The sequence below is a fragment of the Streptomyces sp. 7N604 genome, from assembly GCF_052245475.1.
In the GTDB taxonomy this organism is placed as follows: Bacteria; Actinomycetota; Actinomycetes; order Streptomycetales; family Streptomycetaceae; genus Streptomyces.
In genome coordinates, this window is sequence record NZ_JBQQBX010000036.1 from 73,040 (window position 1) to 92,332 (window position 19,293).

The window sequence follows — 19,293 nt, forward strand, 5'->3', positions numbered from 1 at the left end:
CGTCCCGCGCCGGGGTTGCGCCAGTGGCGGCCTGCGCCGCCCGCATGCCCCGTGCCTCGCGGCGGCTGCGCCGCGCGGGCGCTCGGCGTGCGAGGCTGGCAGCGTCCGCATCCCGCACAGCCCCCGCACCACCCCGTACCGCCCGCGCCGGCCACAGAGTTCCGCCCCGGCCACAGGCCTCGCCCCGCCCGTGCCGCGGCACCGCGCGCCGAGCCGCTCGTAGAAGACAACCCGAGGTAGCAGCCCCCATGAGTCCCGCCGAAGGCGACCATCGCGACCATCGCGACGTCCGCGATCACCGCATCCTGATCGTCGACGACGAGCCCGCCGTGCGCGAGGCGCTGCAGCGGAGCCTCGCGTTCGAGGGGTACGGCACGGCGCTCGCCCTCGACGGTCTCGACGCGCTCGAGAAGGTCGGCGCGTACGAGCCCGATCTCGTCGTGCTCGACGTGCTGATGCCGCGCATGGACGGGCTCACCGCCGCGCGCAGGCTGCGCGCATCCGGCGCGACCGTGCCCATCCTGATGCTGACCGCGCGTGACACGGTCGGCGACCGCGTCACCGGCCTGGACGCCGGAGCGGACGACTACCTGGTCAAGCCGTTCGAGCTGGACGAGCTGCTGGCCCGGATCCGCGCGCTGCTGCGGCGCAGCTCGTACGCCTCGGCGGCCGGGGTGCCCGAGCCGGAGGGGCGGGTGCTGGCGTTCGGCGACCTGCGGATGGACCTCGCCACGCGCGAGGTCACGCGGGGCGGGCGGACGGTCGAGCTGACGCGCACGGAGTTCACGCTGCTGGAGATGTTCCTCTCCCACCCGCGGCAGGTGCTGACCCGCGAGCAGATCCTCAAGGCCGTATGGGGCTTCGACTTCGAGCCGAGCTCCAACTCCCTCGACGTCTACGTGATGTATCTGCGCCGCAAAACCGAGGCGGGCGGGGAGCCGCGGCTGGTGCACACGGTGCGCGGCGTCGGTTACGTGCTGCGCGGCGGAGCCGGCGCGGTCGGCGGGGACGTCGCCGAGAGCGGGACCGGCGGGCCCGGCGGCACTGGCGGCACTGGCGGGGACGGCGGGCCCCGCCGGGACGGCGGGGCCGCGTGATCCGCCGCTTCAGCCGGCTGCCGCTCCGCTCACGGCTCGCTCTGCTCACTACGGTCGCGGTCGCCGTGGCCGTGGCGGTGTGCGCCATGGTGTGCTGGTTCCTGGTCCAGCGGGCGCTGATCAATTCGCTCGACGACTCCCTCGGGGAGAGCCGCAGCAGCTTCCCCGACCGCGATGTCATCTCGCTGCTCAACTCCGGTCGGTGCCGGGCGACTCCGCCCCCCGAGGCCCAGCAGGGTCTCGGCGACCCCTTCAGGGCGACGATCCAGGTCGTGACGAGCGACGGCGCCGGTTGCGTCGTCCTGGGCGCGCAGTCGCTGAATGTGACGGACGCCGACACGGCCGTGGCGAACGGCAGTTCCCCCGAGGCCGTGCACGACGCCAAGGGCTCGAACGGCGCCGAGTACCGGGTGCTGACCACCCCGCTGCGCGGCACCGACGCCGCCGTGTCCGTCGCCCGCCCCCTGGCCGAGGTCAACGACACCCTCAATACGCTCGCCCTCGTCCTCACCTTCGTCGCCGGGGCAGGCGTGATCGGTGCGGCGAGTGCCGGGCTGTGGATCGCGCGGGCCGGGCTCAGGCCGGTGGACCGGCTCACGGACGCGGTCGAGCACGTGGCGCGTACGGAGGACCTGGCGGTCCGTATCCCGGCTGAGGGCGAGGACGAGATCGCCCGGCTCTCGCGGTCGTTCAACTCGATGACCGCCGCACTCGCGTCGTCCCGGGACCGGCAGCAGCAGCTGATCGCCGACGCGGGACACGAGCTGCGCACTCCGCTCACCTCGCTGCGTACCAACATCGAACTGCTGGTGCGCAGCGAGGAGACCGGCCGTGCGCTCCCGGCCGAGGACCGGCGCGCGCTGCTGGACTCGGTGAAGGCGCAGGTCGTCGAGCTGGCTGCGCTCATCGGCGATCTGCAGGAACTGTCCAGGCCGGACGCGGCGGCCGGGAGCGGGCCCGCGGACATCGTTGCGCTGCACGAGATCGCCGGGCGGGCCGTACGGCGGGTCCGGCTGCGCGGCTCCGGTCTGAAGATCACGGCCGATATCGACCCCTGGTACGTCCGGGGCGAGCCCGCGGCCCTCGAGCGGGCCGTGGTCAACCTCCTCGACAATGCTGTGAAATTCTCCGGGGGTTACGCGGGTTACGCGGGTTACGGGGGTCGTCCCCCGGGAGACAGCAGTAGCCCTTCAGGTGGTTTGGTCGAGGTCGCCCTCAAGAGCGGGGAGTTGACCGTACGGGACCATGGGCCCGGCATCTCGGACGACGAACTGCCGTATGTCTTCGAGCGCTTCTGGCGTGCGCCCTCGGCGCGCAGCCTGCCGGGCTCCGGCCTCGGCCTGTCGATCGTGGCCCGTACGGTCCAGCAGGCGGGCGGCGAGGTGGGCCTCCGCTCGGCGGTAGGCGGCGGCACGGTGGCCGCCGTACGGCTGCCGGGGGCGGCGACACCGCCCCCGGCGTGCTGATCCTCGGCTGCCCGCCGCGGCTGGACGAGCCCGGCGCCGCCGTGCCGTCTCCCGGCCAGGCTCATGGCGACCGGTCGGCTCGGCTCCCCCCGACTACCGCTGGTAGGTGGCCCCAGCCGGTCCGCCGGTAGGGCTAACGGTCGCCGAACGGGAGGTCCATGCCGGACAGGTCGACGCGGATGCCGTCCTCCTCGACCGAGATGTCCCGCAGCCGCACGTACCCCGGCATGTCCGGCAGCTCGAAGGCCAGCGAGAGCCGCTCCGACAGCTGAGGCTGTGTCAGCTTCATCAGCCCTGCGACCAGCGCCGGGTCGATGCCGACCTTCTTCAGCAGCCAGGGGTGCTCGGCGACGACATCGACGAGGTTGAGCCCCATCACCTTCTCCACGAAGCGCGGCGCCCCGGTCACCTCGTGCAGCCGCTGGTCGCTGCGCAGCGTCTCCCCCAGGACCGGCGGCGGCACACCGAGCCGTTGCGCCAGCGACGGCACCGACAGCAGCGCCTTCGCCTGCGCCATGTCGCGCCTGACCCGCTCCGCCGCCTTGCGGGTGAGCTGCAGCCCGGCGCGCTTGCCCGGCCGGTACGTGGCCACGTCCGCCACGTCGAGCCGCATTCCCGCGATGTCGGTCTCGATGCCCCGGCCGCCCACCCGCCGGATGTGCGCCTCGGCCCGCATCCGCAACTCGTGCCCCGCCACCGGCAGCTTCCCGACCGCGAGCACCGAGTTGTGGCCCATATCGGTGAACTTCACCTGTGAGGAGCCGAGCTCCCGGTTCAGGTCGTCGAACGACAGCAGCACATCGCCCCGCATCCGCCCGATGAGCGCGCCGCGGATGGAGGCGGGCAGGCTGCCGGAGAGCCGTACGTCCTCGGCGGTCGCCTCCACCTTCGCGAGCGAGACCCGGTCGGCCGCGACATCCGGAATGGCGACATCCACGCGGTCCAGCCGCTTGTCCGCCATCTGGGTCAGGAACGGGAAGCCGTGGATGGTGACTTCGGGTTCGGCGGCGAGGTGGAGCGAGTCCTTGAGCTTCGCCTGGGCGCGCTGCTCGGCGTAGAGCACGGCCCAGCGGTCGGCGACCGTCAGGAGCGCGGCCGCGACGAGGACCGCGACGACTGCCTTCGCGGCGACCGGAAGGGCGGCGAATCTGCCGCGGCGGCGGCGCGAACGGCGGTGGTCGGGCGGCGCCCACTCGTCCCCGGCCTCGTCGTCGTCCTCCCGGAGCCCGAGGCCGAGCGGGTCATCGTCCGAGTGGCCGTAACCCGCGTCATCCGCAGAGTCCGCGTAGTCCTCTTCGGGCTCGGCGAGCGCGGCCAGATCCTCGTACGGGTTGCGCGGCGCCGGGGGCCGGACGCGGGGGACCTCAAGGGTCTCGGAGAGGCGCGGGGCATAGCCGCCAGCGGCCGAATTCTGTTGTGAGGGTATGCGTGTGGGGGGTCGCATCGGGATATCCGATCACGTAAGTCGCCCTCGAACGCAAGTTTTGACGTCGTTACTCGGCCAGTGCGTCCGATTTCACACGGCCCCCGTCGAACCTAGACTCGCAGGCACTGTCGGCAGGCTGTCCCGGAAGCCTGTCCCGGCCCCGACGACGAGGTCCTCATGACGACGCCGACACGCGGCCACCGCGCGGTTCCGCACACCGCGGACATCCGTATCGAGGCGTGGGCCCCGACGCGCGACGAGTGCATCGCGGAGGCGGTGCTCGGCCTGGTGGAGTCCTTCGCGGACGTCTCCGGGGTGCGGCCCGACAACTTCGTGACGGTCTCCGTCCCCGAAGGGCCCGCCGAGGACATGCTGCTCGCCGTCCTCGACGAGGTGATCTACCGGCTCGACGTGCACGGTGACGTACCGGTCGACATCGAGGCCGGCGAGGTCGAAGCGGGCGGGGCGGAGCCGGGCGACGAGGAGCCGCAGGCCACGGACGGCACGCTGGACCTGCGGCTTGCCGTGGCCGGAACCGAGTCCGTCGAGGCCGTCGGTGCGCAGCCGAAGGCGGTGTCGCTGCACGGGCTGCACTTCGCGAGCGACCACGTGCGGTGGTCGTGCGTGGTGACGGTGGACGTCTGAAACCGGTTCAGCACCCGCTTCAGCACCCGCTCCTGCATCCAGCTCAGCACCCGGCTCAGTGGCTCAGCCCTTGACCACGCCCAGCGGGGTCAGCCGGGCGACCCTCCGGCACAGGCCCGCCGCCTCGCTCGTCTCGACCACCGCGCGGACGTCCTTGTACGCCTCGGGCGTCTCCTCCGCCAGGCCCTTCCAGGTGCTGGCGCGCACCGCGATCCCCTGCCTCTCCAGCCGGTCCCGCAGCTGCTTCCCCGGGATCGTCTTGACCGCCGCGTGTCTGCTGAGCACCCGCCCCGCCCCATGGCAGGTGGAGTAGAAGGCCTGCCCGCCGGTCACCCCGGTCAGCACGTACGAGGCCGTGCCCATGGTCCCGGGTATCAGCACGGGCTGGCCGAAGGGGCGCAGGTCGGGCGGCAGATCCGGGTGGGCGGGGGGCAGCGCGCGCGTGGCGCCCTTGCGGTGCACGCACAGCCGCCGCTCCGAACCCTCGACGGCGTGGGTCTCCACCTTCGCGAGGTTGTGGGAGACGTCGTAGACCAGCTCGAGGTGCGCGGCGGTGACCTTGGCGAAGACGTGGCGGGCGGCGTCGGCGAGCAGCTGCCGGTTGGCTCGGCCGTAGTTGGCCGCCGCGGCCATCGCTCCCAGGTACGCCCGGCCCCGCGGCGAGTCGACGGGTGCGCATGCCAGCTGCCGGTCGGGCACCTCGATCCCGTAGCGCGGCATGTCCGCTTCCATGGCTCGTACGTGGTCGGTGCAGATCTGGTGGCCGAGTCCGCGCGAGCCGCAGTGGATCATTACGCACACCTGGCCCAGGTGCAGTCCGAAGGCCTTCGCGGCCGCGTCGTCGTAGATCTCGGCGACCTGCTGCACCTCCAGGAAGTGGTTGCCCGAGCCCAGGCTGCCGACCTGGCCGAGACCACGGTCCATGGCCCGTTCGCTGACCTGCCCGGGGTCGGCGTCGGAGACCGCGCCGGAGTCCTCGCAGCGGTCCAGGTCGCGGCGCTCGCCGTGGCCCGCCTCCACCGCGTACCGGGAGCCCCCGGCCAGCACCTTCTCCAGCTGGCCGCGCCCCGAGAGGTGCCAGACCGCGCCGCGCCGCATGCCGCGCGGGGTCGCGTGGTCCAGGCCGTCCATCAGGCGGTCCAGTGCGGCGTGCGCCAGGTCGCGGGCGGTGAGCTCGGCGGCCAGCAGCCGCACCCCGCAGGAGATGTCGAAGCCGACGCCGCCGGGCGAGACGACCCCGCCCTGCTCGATGTCGGTCGCGGCGACCCCGCCGATGGGGAAGCCGTAGCCCCAGTGCACGTCCGGCATCGCGTACGAGGCCGTGACGATACCGGGCAGCGTGGCGACGTTGGCGACCTGCTGCAGCGCCTCGCCGCCGCCCTCGGGGAGGAGGTCGCGGGAGGCGAACACGATGCCGGGGACCCTCATGGGGCCCTGGCGGTCGATCCGGAAGCGGTGCGGGGTTTCCTCGACGATGTCCATGGCGACGTCCGTCCATGGGATTCGCTGGCACTCGGTGCTTGACGAGGTTCCCGTGAAGGCGCGACCCATGCGTGTCCGCCGCCTGCGGCGCATCGGGCGCTGGGTGCCCAGGGCGCCGCAGGCGGACGGTCGGCTACTTCACTACTTCAGGACCGTGATGCGGTCCGCCTTCGGCGGGGACAGGGGTTCGGCCGCCGAGGAGTGGGCGGCGAAGTACGCCGTCAGCGCCTCCAGGTCGGACTTGCCGACCAGCTTGTTCCCGCCCTCCTTGAGGACCGGGAAGCCGTCGCCGCCGCCCGACAGGAACTCGTTCATCGCGACGCGGTACGTCTTCGCCTGGTCGATCGGCTCACCGTTCAGCTTCACCGAGTCCGTCACCACCCTGGCAGCGCCCGACTTCGTCAGATCCAGCGTGTACGTGAAGCCCTCAGAGACCTGAAGGATCTTCGGCGAGGCCTCGTTCGGGCCGCTGACCTGCTGCTGGAGGGCGGTGATCAGCTGCGCGCCGGTGAGGTCGACCGCGGTCATCATGTTGGTGAACGGCTGCACCGTGAAGCCCTCGCCGTACGTCACGACGCCGTCGCCCTCGCCGCCCGACGCCTTGTGCACGAGGTCGGACCGGATCCCGCCCGGGTTCATGAGGGCGATCTGCGCGCCGCCCTTGTCGGCCGGGGCCATGGCCTCCAGCTGCGCGTCCGCGATCAGGTCGCCGAGCGGCGACTCGGGGGTCGCGGCGCCGCGGCCGGGGATGTCGGCGGAGATGTAGCCGATGGGCCGGTTCGCGACCGGCGCGGCCAGCTTGTTCCAGCGCTGGACGAGGGCCGTCATGTCCGCGGCCTTGGGCTGGTCGCGGCGTACGACGCGGTTGGCGGACGCGACGCTCGTGCGCACGATGTCGCGGGTGCGGCGGTCGTAGGTGAGCGTCGTGTCGGTGTAGAGCTTGCCGTACGAGGACGCCGACGTGACCATGCGCGGCTGCCCCGCCGGGTCCGGGACGGTGCACACGTACGCCTGATGGGTGTGGCCGGTGACCAGCGCGTCGACCTTCGGCGTGATGCCCTTGGCGATGTCGGTGATCGGGCCCGAGACGCCGTCGCCGGGGCCGGGGCTGTCGCAGTCGTAGTTGTACGCGGTGGAGGCGGGCGCCCCGCCCTCGTGGATGAGGGCGACGATCGACTTCACACCGAGCCGGTCCAGCTTCTTGGCGTACGTGTTGACGGTCTCGATCTCGTCGTGGAACTTCAGGCCTTTGACGCCTTCGGCGGAGACGATGTCCGGGGTGCCCTCCAGGGTCACGCCGATGAACCCGATCTTCACGCCGTGCCGCTCCCAGACCGTGTACGGCCTGAGGATCGGCTTGCCGGTCTTCTCGTCGGTGACGTTGGCGGCGAGGTAGGGGAAGTCGGCGCCCTCGAAGACCTTGCCGTCCTCGTAGCAGCCGTCCTTGGGGTGGCAGCCGCCCTTCTGCATGCGCTCGAGTTCCCTGCGGCCCTCGTCGAACTCGTGGTTGCCGACGCCGCTGACGTCGAGGTCGAGCTTGTTCATCGCCTCGATGGTCGGCTCGTCGTGGAAGAGGCCGGAGAGCAGCGGGCTCGCGCCGATCATGTCGCCCGCGGCGGCGGTGACGCTGTAGCGGTGGTCCTCGCGGGCGGTGCGCAGCGCGGTGGCGAGGTATTCGACGCCGCCCGCGTCGATCTTCTCCGTACTGCCGTCCGGGTGCTGTTCCGTCACCTGCCCCGAGGAGCCGGCCGGGGGTTCGAGGTTGCCGTGGAAGTCGTTGAAGGAGAGCAACTGCACGTCGACGGTGCGGCCGTGGCCGGAGGCGTGGGCGTCGCCGGGCCGGGCGCCGCTCTCGGCCCCGGCCGGAATCGCGGCCGACAGCACACCGGCCGCGGCAGCGAGCACGGCCGCACCGGTGGTCAACCGGCGTACGGCACAGCGCCGTTGAGGTGTCGCTGGCATGAGTTCCCCTTCGTGGACAGCGAGATGAGTGGAGGTATGGGTCTTTGGGTGGTCTCCAAGTGGGGGCAGCCTACGGTCAACGCGCGTAGCGTGTCAGGAGTGTTGAAGTAACGAGCGCGTTGCGGCGGGGTGGCGCGGGGCGCTGCCGGCGCCCCGCGCCGGGCGCCGGGCGGCCGCAGGCGCGGAACCCCGCCCTCATCCGGATGGTCCACGTCGCGGGCACCGAGTCGTAGGCTCAGGGCATGAGCTACGTGGTGGACGGTACGGGCGCCGCGCGCAGGGTCGAGATCCTCGACGAGTTGGCGCCCGAGGCGGTGCGGGACGTGCTGGAGCTGCTGGCGCGGGCGGCCCGGGTCGACGGGCAGCAGGCGGTGTCCGAGCAGGGCCGGCTGCAGCTGCGCGGCGGCCCCCGCGAGGGCGTACGCCACCTGCTGCTGCACGAGGACGACGGGGAGGGCGGCCGCGTGCTCGCCGGTTACGCGCAGCTGGAGGAGACCGACCCGGTCGAGGCGCCGGCGGCCGAGCTGGTCGTGGACCCCGAGCACCGCGGCCGCGGGCACGGGCGGGCGCTCGGCAGCGCGCTGCTCGAGGCGTCGGGCAAGCGGCTGCGGCTGTGGGCGCACGGCGGTCACCCGGCGGCGCGGCACCTGGCGCAGGTGCTCGGCCTCTCGCTGTTCCGGGAGCTGCGGCAGATGCGGCGGCCGCTCGCGGGTCTCGCGCTCGCGGAGCCGGTGCTGCCGGAGGGTGTGACCGTACGGACCTTCCGTCCGGGGGAGGACGACGCGGCGTGGCTGGCCGCCAACGCCGCCGCCTTCGCCCACCACCCCGAGCAGGGGTCGCTCACGCAGCGGGACCTGGACGACCGCAAGGCGGAGCCGTGGTTCGACCCGCGGGGGTTCTTCCTCGCGGTGCGGGAGGAGCCGGGGCGGGGGGAGCCGGGGCGGGAGGCGGAGGGCGAGCGGATCGCCGGCTTCCACTGGACGAAGGTCCATGCGGCGGAGCAGCTGGGCGAGGTGTACGTCCTGGGCGTCGTCCCCGGCGCCCAGGGCGGCGGCCTCGGCAAGGCCCTCACCGCGATCGGCCTCCGGCACCTGGCGGCGGAGGGCCTGCCGACCGCGATGCTCTACGTGGACGCGGACAATGTTCCGGCGGTGACGGTCTACGACCGGCTGGGCTTCACGACGCACGAGACGGACCTGATGTACCGCACCGAAACCTAACGGCCTCCGGCCCGGGCTGTACGGGCGATCCGTTCGCCCCCGCGGCGGAAATCCTTTCCCGCCGCGGGGGCGGGAAGCCCCGCGGCGTGGTTCGGCGGGTGCCGTGCGGTCTCGGCTATGGCGATCCACTGGGGGCGGCTCGGCGCCGCCGGTCTGCGCCGTGGTGGCCGTTCGCCGTTGCGGCGGAAATTTTTGCCTGCCGTGGGGCGGGAAGTTCCGTGGTGTGGTTCGGCGGGGTGTCGTGCGGCCTCGGCCCGGGTGCTGTGGCGATTCGCCTGGGGCCGGCTCGGCATCGCCGGTGCCACCCGCCGCGGAATCCTTTCCCGCCGCAGCGGTGAGAAGTCCCGCGGTGTTGTCCGGCGGTGCCAAGCGGCCTCGGCCCGGGTGCCATGGCGATCCGCCTGGGGTCGGCTCGGCGCCGCCGGTCTGCGTCGTGGTGGCCGTTCGCCGTTGCGGCGGAAATTCTTGCCTGGCGCGGGGGCGGGAAGTTCTGCAGTGTGGTTCGGCGGGGTGTCGTGCGGTCTCGGCGCGGGTGCTGTGGCGATTTCGCCTGGGGGCGGCTTGGTGCCGCCGGTCTGCGCTGTGTGGTGGCCGTTCGCCGTTGCGGCGGGAAGGAGATTTGGCCGCAGGGCCGTCGCTGCCGCGGCGGGAAGGGATTTCCGCCGCAGGGTCGTTCGCCGGCGCTGCGGGAAAGAATTCCCCGCAGCGGCGGGGAAAGAATTCCGCCGCCGTGGCGAGGGGCCCGCCATCCGCGCGCAGTGGCGCGATTGCCTGTCCGCCATGTTCGCGTTACCGGTGATTCAGACTCGCTTGCGAGCATCACTGAATGCAGCACGCTGTGCCGACCGACCCCACGCCACGGCTACGAGCCGCCCCTCCCCCCATTTCAGATGCGCCCTTCCGGGCCGCAGCGCGGAACAATGAGGACATGAACGACTCCAGCGCTCCGGCACCGGTCCAGCACGTGCAGCCCTCGGTCGGGTCCATCGCCGCGCACCGCCCCGCCACCGTGGCCGCGGTCGCCTCCGATCTCGAGCCCGACCTCGACGCCGATCTGGACGGGTACGACGACCACGGTCAGGACGGTGAGCTGCCGCAGGGCCGCTTCCTGGACCGCGAGCGCAGCTGGCTGGCCTTCAATGAGCGGGTGCTGGAGCTCGCCGAGGACCCGGCGACCCCGCTCCTGGAGCGGGCCAATTTCCTGGCGATCTTCGCGAGCAACCTCGACGAGTTCTTCATGGTCCGGGTCGCGGGCCTGAAGCGCCGCATCGCGACCGGTGTGGCCACCCGCTCCGCCTCCGGCCTGCAGCCCCGTGAGGTCCTGGACCTGATCTGGACCCGCTCGCGCGAGCTCATGGCCCGGCACGCGGCCTGCTTCCAGCAGGACGTGCTGCCCGCGCTCGCCGACGAGGGCATTCACCTCATCCGCTGGCCGGACCTGACGGAGAAGGAGCAGGCTCGCCTGTTCACCCTCTTCCGCCAGCAGATCTTCCCCGTGCTGACCCCCCTTGCGGTGGACCCGGCGCACCCCTTCCCGTACATCTCGGGCCTCTCCCTCAACCTCGCCGTCGTGGTCAGGAACCCGGTCAGCGGCCACGAGCACTTCGCGCGGGTGAAGGTGCCGCCGCTGCTGTCCCGTTTCCTCGAGGCGTCGCCGCAGCGGTACGTACCGCTGGAGGACGTGATCGCGGCACACCTGGAGGAGCTGTTCCCGGGGATGGAGGTGCTCGCCCACCACATGTTCCGGGTCACCCGCAATGAGGACCTGGAGGTGGAGGAGGACGACGCGGAGAACCTCCTCAAGGCCCTGGAGAAGGAGCTCATGCGGCGGCGCTTCGGGCCGCCGGTCCGCCTCGAGGTCGAGGAGTCCATGGCCCCCAAGGTCCTGGACCGCCTGGTCCGGGAGCTGAAGATCACCGAGGCCGAGGTGCACCCGCTGCCCGGCCCGCTCGACCTCACCGGCCTCTTCGGCCTCGTGAAGCTCGACCGCCCCGAGCTGAAGTATCCGAAGTTCGTGGCGGGCACCCACCGCGACCTCGCCGAGGTCGAGTCCGCGCAGGCCCCCGACATCTTCGCGGCGCTGCGAGAGCGGGACGTGCTGCTGCACCACCCGTACGACTCGTTCTCGACCTCCGTCCAGGCCTTCCTCGAGCAGGCCGCGGACGACCCCGACGTGCTCGCGATCAAGCAGACGCTCTACCGGACCTCCGGTGACTCGCCGATCGTGAACGCCCTGATAGACGCCGCGGAGTCCGGCAAGCAGGTGCTGGTCCTCGTCGAGATCAAGGCGCGCTTCGACGAGCAGGCCAACATCAAGTGGGCGCGGAAGCTGGAGGAGGCAGGCTGCCATGTCGTCTACGGCCTGGTGGGGCTGAAGACGCACTGCAAGCTGTCGCTCGTCGTGCGGCAGGAGGGCGAGACCCTGCGCCGCTACAGCCACGTCGGGACCGGCAACTACCACCCGAAGACCGCCCGGCTGTACGAGGACCTGGGGCTGCTGACCGCCGATCCGCAGGTCGGGGCCGACCTCTCCGACCTGTTCAACCGGCTGTCCGGCTACTCGCGCCGCGAGACCTACCGCCGCCTGCTCGTCGCGCCGAGATCGCTGCGCGACGGCCTGATCCAGCGGATCAACAAGGAGGCGGCGAACCACCGCTCCGGGCGCGACGCGTACATCCGTGTCAAGGTCAACTCGATGGTCGACGAGGCCGTCATCGACGCCCTCTACCGGGCCGCGCAGGCAGGCGTGCCCGTGGACGTGTGGGTGCGCGGCATCTGCGCGCTGCGCCCGGGCGTCGCGGGCCTGTCCGAGAACATACGGGTACGGAGCGTGCTCGGGCGCTTCCTCGAGCACTCGCGGGTTTTCGCCTTCGGGAACGGCGGCGAACCCGAAGTCTGGCTCGGCAGCGCCGACATGATGCACCGGAACCTGGACCGTCGTATCGAGGCGCTGGTGCGGGTGAGCGACCCCGCCCACCGGGCGGCCCTCAGCCGGCTCCTCGAGACCGGTATGTCGGACAACACCGCCTCCTGGCATCTCGGCCCGGACGGCGACTGGACGCGGCACGCCGTGGATGCGGACGGACAGGCGCTGCGGAACGTGCAGGAAATGCTCATCGACGCCCGGAGGCGCCGGCGTGGCCCAGCGACATCTTGACCCTGCGGGCGGCTACGGGGACGGGGGCGGCTCGCCCTGGCCAGAGCCCGCGGCCCGGCTGGGACCGGACCGCCGGTCTACGCGCGAGGCGCCTGAGCCGCAGGAGCCACGTGAGCCGTACGAGTCCCGGGCCGGGGGCGGCGACGGAGCCGGTGCGGGGGCCGACGGGGGAGTCGGCGCCGCGGCCGGTGCACCGGACCGTGGCGGCCGCGTACTCGTGGAACGCCCTCCCGCCGCCCTCACCGCGGGGGACGTGCTCGCGGGATATCTGCATGCGCAGGCCGCGGACTTCCTGCGCAGCCTGCGGCTGCACCGCGAGAGCGGCGACGCGGAGGAGGCCGTCGAGGCGGACCGCCAACTGCGCCGCTCCGCGCGGCGGATCAGCGGCGCGCTGCACACCTTCCGGCCGCTGACCGACCCGGCGTGGGCGGACCCGCTCCGCGCCGAACTGGCCTGGCTGTCGGGCGTGCTCGCCCGCGAGCACGCGTACTCCGCCCGCCTGACCCGCCTCCGTTCCGCCCTGCACCGCCTCTCGGGCGCGGAGTCGGCCCCGCGCACGGACGCGGTCCTGTACGACCTCTTCGACGGCGGGGCACAGCCCGCGGGGGCGGGGACCGCGCCGTCCGGCGCGGCCACGAGGGCGGACGGACAGGGGCAGGGCCGCCGCCGCCCCCACGACCACACGCCTCGCCTCGCCCAGCCGGGCACGCGGCCTGCGGAGAGCACGTCGGAGGCCCGGCCGGAGCCCGGCGATCAGGAGCACACGCCTGGCGGTGGCCACGTCCCGGCCCGGGGCGCGGAGCAGGCCGCGGAGGGGGATCCCGCGGAGCCCGGGTCGGGTGTGGCGGCGGGGCCGGGAGAGTCCCGGCGGGGCGACGGCCAGGCAGCCGCGCAGCCCGAGTCGGGCACCGACCGCGCGAACAGCGTCTCCGACGTGGACGGCAGCGTTGCGCAGCCCCAAGCCGCAGCGGGGCACCGTACGCCGGGCGACTCCGGCCGCAGGGCCGCCCGCGGCCGCGTGTCCGCGCAGCGGATCAACCGCGGCACGCGCGCCCAGGCCTCCGTGCCCACGACCCCCGGCGAGGCCGAAGGGCTGCCGGGTGACGACGACGCCGGGCGCCCGGACCGGGGCTCGCCGCGGAACCCCGCTGACGGCGAGCCCGCCGCGCAGCGTGCTGCTTCCGGGGCGCGCGCCGCGTCCCGCGGCCGCGGCCCGGCCGATGAGGCCGTGGAGCCCGCGAGCGCGGACCGCGGCTCGCCGGGGAAACCGGCCGACAGTCCGTCCGCCGGGCGGCGCGGGGCTTCCGGCGCCCGTGCGCGGGTCTCGCTGTCCGGTGCCGACCGCCAGGGCGAGAGCGCCTCGGGCGCGGAATCCGCGCCGCCGCGGAGCGGCGCGACGCCCGCGCCCGGCACGCTCACCGTCGGGGCCGCGCGCGCCGGGGCGCTGCTGGAGCGGCAGTTGACGCTCGCGCGGACGCGTGCGCACTCCGCCGCGCTGCAGGCGCTCGGCTCCTCCCGCTTCCACGCGGTCGCCGACGCCGTCGCCGTCCTGGCCTCCGAGGCACCGCTCGACGCAGCGGCCGCCGATGGACCGGCGGACAAGGTGCTCGGACCGCTGGTCGACGTGGTGCACCGGCGGCTGGTGGAAGCGGTGGAGGCGCTGCCGCTCCACCGGGCCGGGCACCCGTACAACGCGGAGGCTCTCGCCCACGGCCTCGCCGCCACCGCCGCGGCCGACGCGCCGCCCGCCACCGAGCAGCAGGACGCCCCCTGGCATCAGGTGCGGCTGCTGGTGCGGCTGCGCCGGTACGCGCAGGAGGTGCTGGACTCGGCGGGCGGCGCGGCGGAGGCCGGTGCCGACGACGAGTCCGCGGTGCTGAGCGTGCGGCTGCGGAGCGCGGCCCAGGCCCTCGACCGGCACCGCGACGCCGCGGAGGCCGCGGCCGCTGCCGCCGCCGCGGCCCGTACGCCGAGGATCGCCCCGGCGACGGCGTACGCGCTCGGCGTGCTCCACGCGGACCAGCGGTACGACGTCGAGGCGGCCCGGTACGCCTTCGGCCGGCTCTGGGAGCGGCTGGCGGTGAACGCCTGATGGCGGACGGGACGAGGGCCGGGACCAGGACGGTGCGGGCGGCGGGGTGCGTCCTGTGGCGGCGCACCCCGCGCGAGGGGCAGCACACCGAGCCGGTCGAGATCGCGCTGGTGCACCGGCCGAAGTACGACGACTGGTCGCACCCGAAGGGCAAGCTCAAGCGCGGCGAGGACCCGCTGCGGGGCGCGCTGCGCGAGGTGTACGAGGAGACGGGCTACGACTGCGAGCCCGGCGCGCGCCTGCCCACCGCGCACTATCTGGCGAACGGGCGGCCCAAAGAGGTGTCGTACTGGGCCGCCGAGGCCACGGGCGGCGCCTTCGTGCCGAACCGCGAGGTGGACTGGCTGGTCTGGCTGCCGCCGTCCGCGGCCCGGCTGCGCCTCACCCACGAGCGCGACCGGGCCCTCGTGGACGACCTCCTCCACGCTCTGCACCTCCACGCGTCCTGACCGTCCGCCGCGGAACGGCCGATCGCCGCGGAACGGCCGATCGTGGCTGGCGACACCCATTCTGAGCAGGCATTCCCCTCTTCATGAGCCAGGGCTTGTCAACTTTTCTCCTCCGAGCTATATAAGTGTCGTAAGGGCATCGCAGACCAGTGCCGCGAGGAAGGAGATGACCCGTGATGCTCATGCGTACCGACCCGTTCCGTGAGTTCGACCGCCTCACCCAGCAGCTGCTCGGTACCGCCGCCCGGCCCGCGACCATGCCCATGGACGCCTACCGCTCGGGCGACGAGTTCGTGGTCCAGTTCGACCTCCCGGGCGTCGACCCCGAGACGATCGACCTCGACGTCGAGCGCAACGTTCTTTCCGTCCGCGCCGAGCGCCGCTCGCCGGCACCCGAAGGTGCCGAGCTGATCGCAGCAGAGCGCCCTGCGGGTTCGTTCAGCCGGCAGCTCTTCCTCGGCGAGAGCCTCGACACCGAGCGGATCGACGCCTCGTACGACGCCGGTGTGCTGACGGTCCGCATCCCGGTCGCCGAGCAGGCGAAGCCGCGGAAGATCCAGATCGCCGGCGGCAGCGCGCCGAAGCAGATCAGCAGCTGACCGGCCTGCGGCCGGCTGCCGGAAGCAGGTGACCGGCAGCCGGCCGCAGCCGACCCGCAGCGCCGACTGGGAGAGCGCGAGCGCTGAACAGGGCTGAGCCAGGAGAACAGGGAGGGAGCCAACCCATGCGGTGGAGCGACTTCGTGGACACCGTGCGCGAGCGCGGGCAGTACCCCACCAGGAAGGAGGCCGAGCGGATCGCCCGCATCGTGCTGTCCGCCCTCGGTGGCCATGTGACCGGGCCTGAGCAGGTGAAACTGGCCCGACGCCTGCCGCCCGAGGCGGCCACGGTCCTGGTCGGCCAGATCCCCGCCGTGAAGCCGCTGACCGCGGCGGAGTTCGTCGACAACGTCGCCGCCAGGATCCCGGGCGCCACCGCGGCAACCGCCCGGTGGGACGTCGGCTCGGTGCTGAGCGTGGTGGCGGACCTGGCGGGCGACGATCTCCTGGAGCGCATGATCCACCGGCTCCCGCCCGGGTACGCCCTGCTGTTCGGCCGCGTGCAGCTCATGCCCGCGCGTGATCTCGCGGTTCAGGGCGAGGCCGAGCTCGTCTGAGCCCGGCCTCCCCGGGGCCGTTCCGGCGGCTCAGCGCCGCCGGAGCGCCTTGTCGGAGAGCGCGGGCGGCAGGTAGTAGCTGTCGTCCCGGTTGAGGTCCGTGCCCGGCGGCACGATCTCGTCGATCCGGTCCAGCACGTCCTGGCTCAGTTCGGTGTCCGCGGCCTCCAGCAGGTCCTCGAGGTGCGCGGACGTCCGCGGGCCGATGATCACGGACGTGACCGCCGGGTGTGCCCGTACGAACGCGACCGCCAGGTGCGGGAGCTTCAGCCCCGCCTCGGCCGCCAGCTTCGTCAGCTGCCCCACGGCCTCCAGCTTGGCGGCGTTGCCCGGCAGCGACGGGTCGAACTTGTGCTGCTCGAGGGCGGCCCGCCCGCTCCCCGGCGCCAGGTCGACGTCCGCCGCCTTCGTGTACTTGCCGGAGAGCCAGCCCGCGCTCAGCGGGCCCCAGGTCAGCACGCCGAGCCCGTACCGCTGGGCGGTCGGCAGCACCGCGGCCTCCACGCCGCGGGCGAGGATCGAGTACGGCGGCTGCTCCGTGCGGAAGCGGACGTGGCCGCGCCGCTCCGCGGCCCACTGCGCCTCGACGATCTGCTCCGCCGGGAAGGTGGAGTGGCCGATGGCGCGGATCTTGCCCGCCCGTACGAGGTCGGAGAGCGCGGACAGGGTCTCGTCGATGTCCGTGGTGGGGTCGGGACGGTGGATCTGGTAGAGGTCGATGTGGTCGGTGCCCAGGCGGCGCAGGCTGTCCTCGACGGCGCGGGTGATCCAGCGCCGGGAGTTCCCGCCCCGGTTGGGGTCGTCGCCCATCGAGCCGTGGCCCTTCGTGGCGAGCACGACGTCGTCGCGGCGGCCCTTGACGGCCTTGCCGACGATCTCCTCCGACTCGCCCTGGCTGTAGACGTCGGCGGTGTCCACGAAATTGATGCCCGCATCCAGGGCGCGGTGGATGATCCGTTCCGACTCGTCGTGATCGGGGTTGCCCCAGGCGCCGAACATCATCGCGCCCAGCGCGTATTCGCTGACCGAGATGCCGGTGCCACCGAGGATCCTGCGCTTCATGGGGGTCTCGCCTTTCGTACGCCGGTACGCGGGTGCGCGCTCTTCATGAACCACACTCCGGCGCCGGGGTGGCACGCACCAGGCCCGGTTCAACCGGGGTCTGCCAGGGCCACCTTGAGCGGCTCGAGCGGGCGGCGGGTCCCTCCGGGGAGCCTGCCGGGGGTCGCCCGTTCCCGGTACGTGGCGGGTCCCGTCCAGGACAATGGAACGATGGTGGACCCGGAACCGGAGATCGGCTCGTTTCTGAAGGCCCGGCGCGCCGCGCTCGCCCCCGCCGAGCTGGGGCTGCCGGACGGCCCCTCGCGCCGCCGGGTGCGCGGTCTGCGCCGCGAGGAAGTCGCCCAGCTCGCGGGGATAAGCGTCGACTACTACACGCGGATCGAGCAGGGCCGCAGCCGCAACATCTCGGACTCGGTGCTGGACGCGATCGCGCGGGCGCTGCGGATGACGCCGGCCGAGCACACGTATCTGCGCAACATCACGCTGCCGCGGCGGGGCGGTGCGCATGGCACCCAACGGGTCCGCCCGGAGATCCGGCAACTGCTGGACGCGATGGACGGCACCGTCCCGGCCATGATCTACGGCCGCGGCATGGAGATCCTGGCCTGGAACCGGCTGGCCGGGCGGGTCTCCTTCGACATCGACGCGGTCCCGGAGGGCGAGCGGAACGGGGCCCTGCTGATCTTCCTGCACCCCGCCGCCAAGGAGCTGTACCCGGACTGGGAACAGGGCGCGCAGGAGACCGTGGCCTCGCTGCGCGCGGAGGTCGGCCGGTATCCCGACGATCCGGGGCTGCGCGCCGTCATCGCCGAGCTGCAGGAGCGGAGCGCGGACTTCCGGCGCCACTGGGACGCACAGGCGGTCCAGGAGCGCCTCAACGGCATCAAGCGGATCATGAACCCGCTGGTCGGCGAGCTGGTGATCTCGTACGAGACCTTCCGGCTCCCGGGGGATCCGGAGCAGGCGCTGTGCACGTACACGGCGGAGCCGGGCTCACCGACGGCCGAGGCGCTGCGCGAGCTGGCGCGGCTGACGGATACGGCGCTGGCGGCGCGGGCCGGTTAGGAGCTGCGGCCGAGCGCCGGTCGCGCACGTGTCGCTGTCGCGCACAGGTCAGGCGACCGCGGTCGGGGCGGCGCGGCGCAGTTCCTCCAGGGCGGCTGCGACGGCGGGGTGATCCCGGCCGCCCCTGCGGGTGCAGGTGAAGCTCTCAGCCGCCGCGCGGCGCCAGGGCTTCCCAGCGGACGGTGACCTCCCCCTGGCGCCAGCGATTCGGCCCGCCGTCCAGCGGCCAGTCGGCCGCGAGGTCGCGGACGGCCCGGACCCAGCGCTGCCGCGCGCCGAGCGGAGCGAGCGGCGCGGCGGCCGCCCACGCCCGGTCGAAGTCCCGCAGAAACGCATGCACGGGCTCACCGGCCACGTTCCGGTGGATGAGTGCCTTCGGCAGCCGTTCGGCCAGGTCCGAGGGTTGTACGAGCGACCCGAGCCGGGTCGCGAAGGTGACCGTACGCGGCCCCTCGGGTCCGAGCGCGACCCATACGTGCCGCCGCCCGATCTCGTCGCACGTCCCCTCGACGAGCAGCCCGCCGGACGCGAGCCGCCCGCACAGCCGCTCCCATACGGCCCGGACCTCGGTCTCGTCGTACTGGCGCAGCACGTTGGCGGCCCGGATCAGCACGGGGCGGTGGCCGCCGGGGAGGGGGACCTCGAAGCCGCCGTGCGCGAAGACGAGGCCGTCACGCTCGTAGGGGCGGGCCGCCTGGACGCGGGCCGGGTCGATCTCGATCCCGACCACGCGCGCGTCGGGGCGTACGGTCCGCAGCCGCGCGAGCAGCTCCACGGCGGTCCAGGGCGCGGCCCCATACCCGAGATCGACGGCGACCGCCTCCCGACCGCGCCTCACGGCGCCGCCGTGCACGGCGGCGATCCACCGGTCCATCCGCCGCAGCCGATTGGGATTGGTCGTCCCACGGGTCACCGTCCCAACGGGGCGCTGATGCGGAATGCGGACGGCCATACCCAAGAGCGTAAGGGCCCCCCAACCCCCTCCGCCCAGCCGGTTGTGGGGAGTCCTTTTCC

General features: G+C 73.2%; 15 protein-coding genes. 10 read left to right on the forward strand and 5 right to left on the reverse strand.

From position 1 onward, the window contains the following. Window positions 1-248: 248 nt before the first annotated feature. Together ACTWP8_RS31995 and ACTWP8_RS32000 are read left to right on the forward strand one after the other, a co-directional pair. On the forward strand, window positions 249-1,097 hold the full coding sequence (locus tag ACTWP8_RS31995) for a response regulator transcription factor (RefSeq protein WP_443325568.1): 849 nt from the start codon (window positions 249-251) through the stop codon (window positions 1,095-1,097). Continuing rightward, a complete protein-coding gene (locus ACTWP8_RS32000) occupies window positions 1,094-2,563 on the forward strand; it encodes a sensor histidine kinase (protein ID WP_443325569.1) in 1,470 nt (489 codons plus the stop codon). Before ACTWP8_RS31995 ends, ACTWP8_RS32000 begins: the two co-directional genes overlap by 4 nt. A gap of 133 nt (window positions 2,564-2,696) precedes the next feature. Here the strand turns inward: ACTWP8_RS32000 and ACTWP8_RS32005 are convergent, their stop codons facing one another. Continuing rightward, a complete protein-coding gene (locus tag ACTWP8_RS32005) occupies window positions 2,697-4,007 on the reverse strand; it encodes an LmeA family phospholipid-binding protein (RefSeq protein ID WP_443325570.1) in 1,311 nt (436 codons plus the stop codon). Between the two features lie 159 nt (window positions 4,008-4,166). Here ACTWP8_RS32005 and ACTWP8_RS32010 point away from each other — a divergent pair, with 159 nt between their 5' ends. Next, complete coding sequence (locus ACTWP8_RS32010) at window positions 4,167-4,634, forward strand: archease (RefSeq protein WP_443325571.1); 468 nt, start codon at window positions 4,167-4,169, stop codon at window positions 4,632-4,634. A 63-nt stretch (window positions 4,635-4,697) separates the two neighbouring features. On the opposite strand, the gene ACTWP8_RS32015 is transcribed toward ACTWP8_RS32010, so the two are convergent. After that, complete coding sequence (locus ACTWP8_RS32015) at window positions 4,698-6,116, reverse strand: RtcB family protein (protein WP_443325572.1); 1,419 nt, start codon at window positions 6,114-6,116, stop codon at window positions 4,698-4,700. Window positions 6,117-6,257: 141 nt separating this feature from the next. Further along, window positions 6,258-8,078, reverse strand: coding sequence for a bifunctional metallophosphatase/5'-nucleotidase (locus tag ACTWP8_RS32020; RefSeq protein ID WP_443325573.1), 1,821 nt, complete (start codon window positions 8,076-8,078; stop codon window positions 6,258-6,260). A 242-nt stretch (window positions 8,079-8,320) separates the two neighbouring features. On the opposite strand from ACTWP8_RS32020, the gene mshD reads away from it, so the two are divergent. The 6 genes from mshD to ACTWP8_RS32050 all read left to right on the forward strand — a co-directional run bounded on the left by mshD (window position 8,321) and on the right by ACTWP8_RS32050 (window position 16,152). Beyond that, complete coding sequence (gene mshD, locus ACTWP8_RS32025; RefSeq protein ID WP_443325574.1) at window positions 8,321-9,298, forward strand: mycothiol synthase; 978 nt, start codon at window positions 8,321-8,323, stop codon at window positions 9,296-9,298. A gap of 826 nt (window positions 9,299-10,124) precedes the next feature. Further along, the gene (locus ACTWP8_RS32030) at window positions 10,125-12,455 is read left to right on the forward strand and encodes an RNA degradosome polyphosphate kinase (protein WP_443325575.1); all 2,331 of its coding nucleotides are present in this window, start codon (window positions 10,125-10,127) and stop codon (window positions 12,453-12,455) included. Next, entirely contained in the window at window positions 12,436-14,547 is a 2,112-nt protein-coding gene (locus tag ACTWP8_RS32035) for a CHAD domain-containing protein (RefSeq protein ID WP_443325576.1), read from the forward strand. The genes ACTWP8_RS32030 and ACTWP8_RS32035 overlap by 20 nt, the downstream gene beginning before the upstream one ends. Next, window positions 14,547-14,996: an NUDIX hydrolase gene (locus tag ACTWP8_RS32040; RefSeq protein WP_443318157.1), complete on the forward strand. Its 450-nt coding sequence runs from the start codon at window positions 14,547-14,549 to the stop codon at window positions 14,994-14,996. The genes ACTWP8_RS32035 and ACTWP8_RS32040 overlap by 1 nt, the downstream gene beginning before the upstream one ends. A 176-nt stretch (window positions 14,997-15,172) precedes the next feature. After that, the gene (locus ACTWP8_RS32045; protein WP_443325577.1) at window positions 15,173-15,595 is read left to right on the forward strand and encodes an Hsp20/alpha crystallin family protein; all 423 of its coding nucleotides are present in this window, start codon (window positions 15,173-15,175) and stop codon (window positions 15,593-15,595) included. Between the two features lie 125 nt (window positions 15,596-15,720). Continuing rightward, entirely contained in the window at window positions 15,721-16,152 is a 432-nt protein-coding gene (locus ACTWP8_RS32050) for a DUF2267 domain-containing protein (RefSeq protein ID WP_443325578.1), read from the forward strand. Between the two features lie 30 nt (window positions 16,153-16,182). On the opposite strand, the gene ACTWP8_RS32055 is transcribed toward ACTWP8_RS32050, so the two are convergent. Continuing rightward, the gene (locus ACTWP8_RS32055) at window positions 16,183-17,214 is read right to left on the reverse strand and encodes an aldo/keto reductase (protein WP_443325579.1); all 1,032 of its coding nucleotides are present in this window, start codon (window positions 17,212-17,214) and stop codon (window positions 16,183-16,185) included. A 210-nt stretch (window positions 17,215-17,424) separates the two neighbouring features. Between ACTWP8_RS32055 and ACTWP8_RS32060 the strand changes: the two genes are divergently transcribed. Continuing rightward, the gene (locus tag ACTWP8_RS32060; protein ID WP_443325580.1) at window positions 17,425-18,279 is read left to right on the forward strand and encodes a helix-turn-helix domain-containing protein; all 855 of its coding nucleotides are present in this window, start codon (window positions 17,425-17,427) and stop codon (window positions 18,277-18,279) included. A 145-nt stretch (window positions 18,280-18,424) separates the two neighbouring features. Here ACTWP8_RS32060 and ACTWP8_RS32065 read toward each other — a convergent pair whose 3' ends face one another. Next, the gene (locus ACTWP8_RS32065; protein ID WP_443325581.1) at window positions 18,425-19,231 is read right to left on the reverse strand and encodes a class I SAM-dependent methyltransferase; all 807 of its coding nucleotides are present in this window, start codon (window positions 19,229-19,231) and stop codon (window positions 18,425-18,427) included. Window positions 19,232-19,293 lie beyond the last annotated feature (62 nt).

Excerpts from the sequence above, each read along its gene's own strand:
- ACTWP8_RS31995 (WP_443325568.1), top strand. The coding sequence starts at position 249 with ATGAGTCCCGCCGAAGGCGACCATCGCGACCATCGCGACGTCCGCGAT.
- ACTWP8_RS32045 (WP_443325577.1), top strand. The coding sequence starts at position 15,173 with ATGCTCATGCGTACCGACCCGTTCCGTGAGTTCGACCGCCTCACCCAG.
- ACTWP8_RS32020 (WP_443325573.1), bottom strand. The coding sequence starts at position 8,078 with ATGCCAGCGACACCTCAACGGCGCTGTGCCGTACGCCGGTTGACCACC.
- ACTWP8_RS32055 (WP_443325579.1), bottom strand. The coding sequence starts at position 17,214 with ATGAAGCGCAGGATCCTCGGTGGCACCGGCATCTCGGTCAGCGAATAC.
- mshD (WP_443325574.1), top strand. The coding sequence starts at position 8,321 with ATGAGCTACGTGGTGGACGGTACGGGCGCCGCGCGCAGGGTCGAGATC.
- ACTWP8_RS32030 (WP_443325575.1), top strand. The coding sequence starts at position 10,125 with ATGCAGCACGCTGTGCCGACCGACCCCACGCCACGGCTACGAGCCGCC.
- ACTWP8_RS32060 (WP_443325580.1), top strand. The coding sequence starts at position 17,425 with ATGGTGGACCCGGAACCGGAGATCGGCTCGTTTCTGAAGGCCCGGCGC.
- ACTWP8_RS32010 (WP_443325571.1), top strand. The coding sequence starts at position 4,167 with ATGACGACGCCGACACGCGGCCACCGCGCGGTTCCGCACACCGCGGAC.
- ACTWP8_RS32050 (WP_443325578.1), top strand. The coding sequence starts at position 15,721 with ATGCGGTGGAGCGACTTCGTGGACACCGTGCGCGAGCGCGGGCAGTAC.
- ACTWP8_RS32005 (WP_443325570.1), bottom strand. The coding sequence starts at position 4,007 with ATGCGACCCCCCACACGCATACCCTCACAACAGAATTCGGCCGCTGGC.
- ACTWP8_RS32065 (WP_443325581.1), bottom strand. The coding sequence starts at position 19,231 with ATGGCCGTCCGCATTCCGCATCAGCGCCCCGTTGGGACGGTGACCCGT.
- ACTWP8_RS32040 (WP_443318157.1), top strand. The coding sequence starts at position 14,547 with ATGGCGGACGGGACGAGGGCCGGGACCAGGACGGTGCGGGCGGCGGGG.
- ACTWP8_RS32015 (WP_443325572.1), bottom strand. The coding sequence starts at position 6,116 with ATGGACATCGTCGAGGAAACCCCGCACCGCTTCCGGATCGACCGCCAG.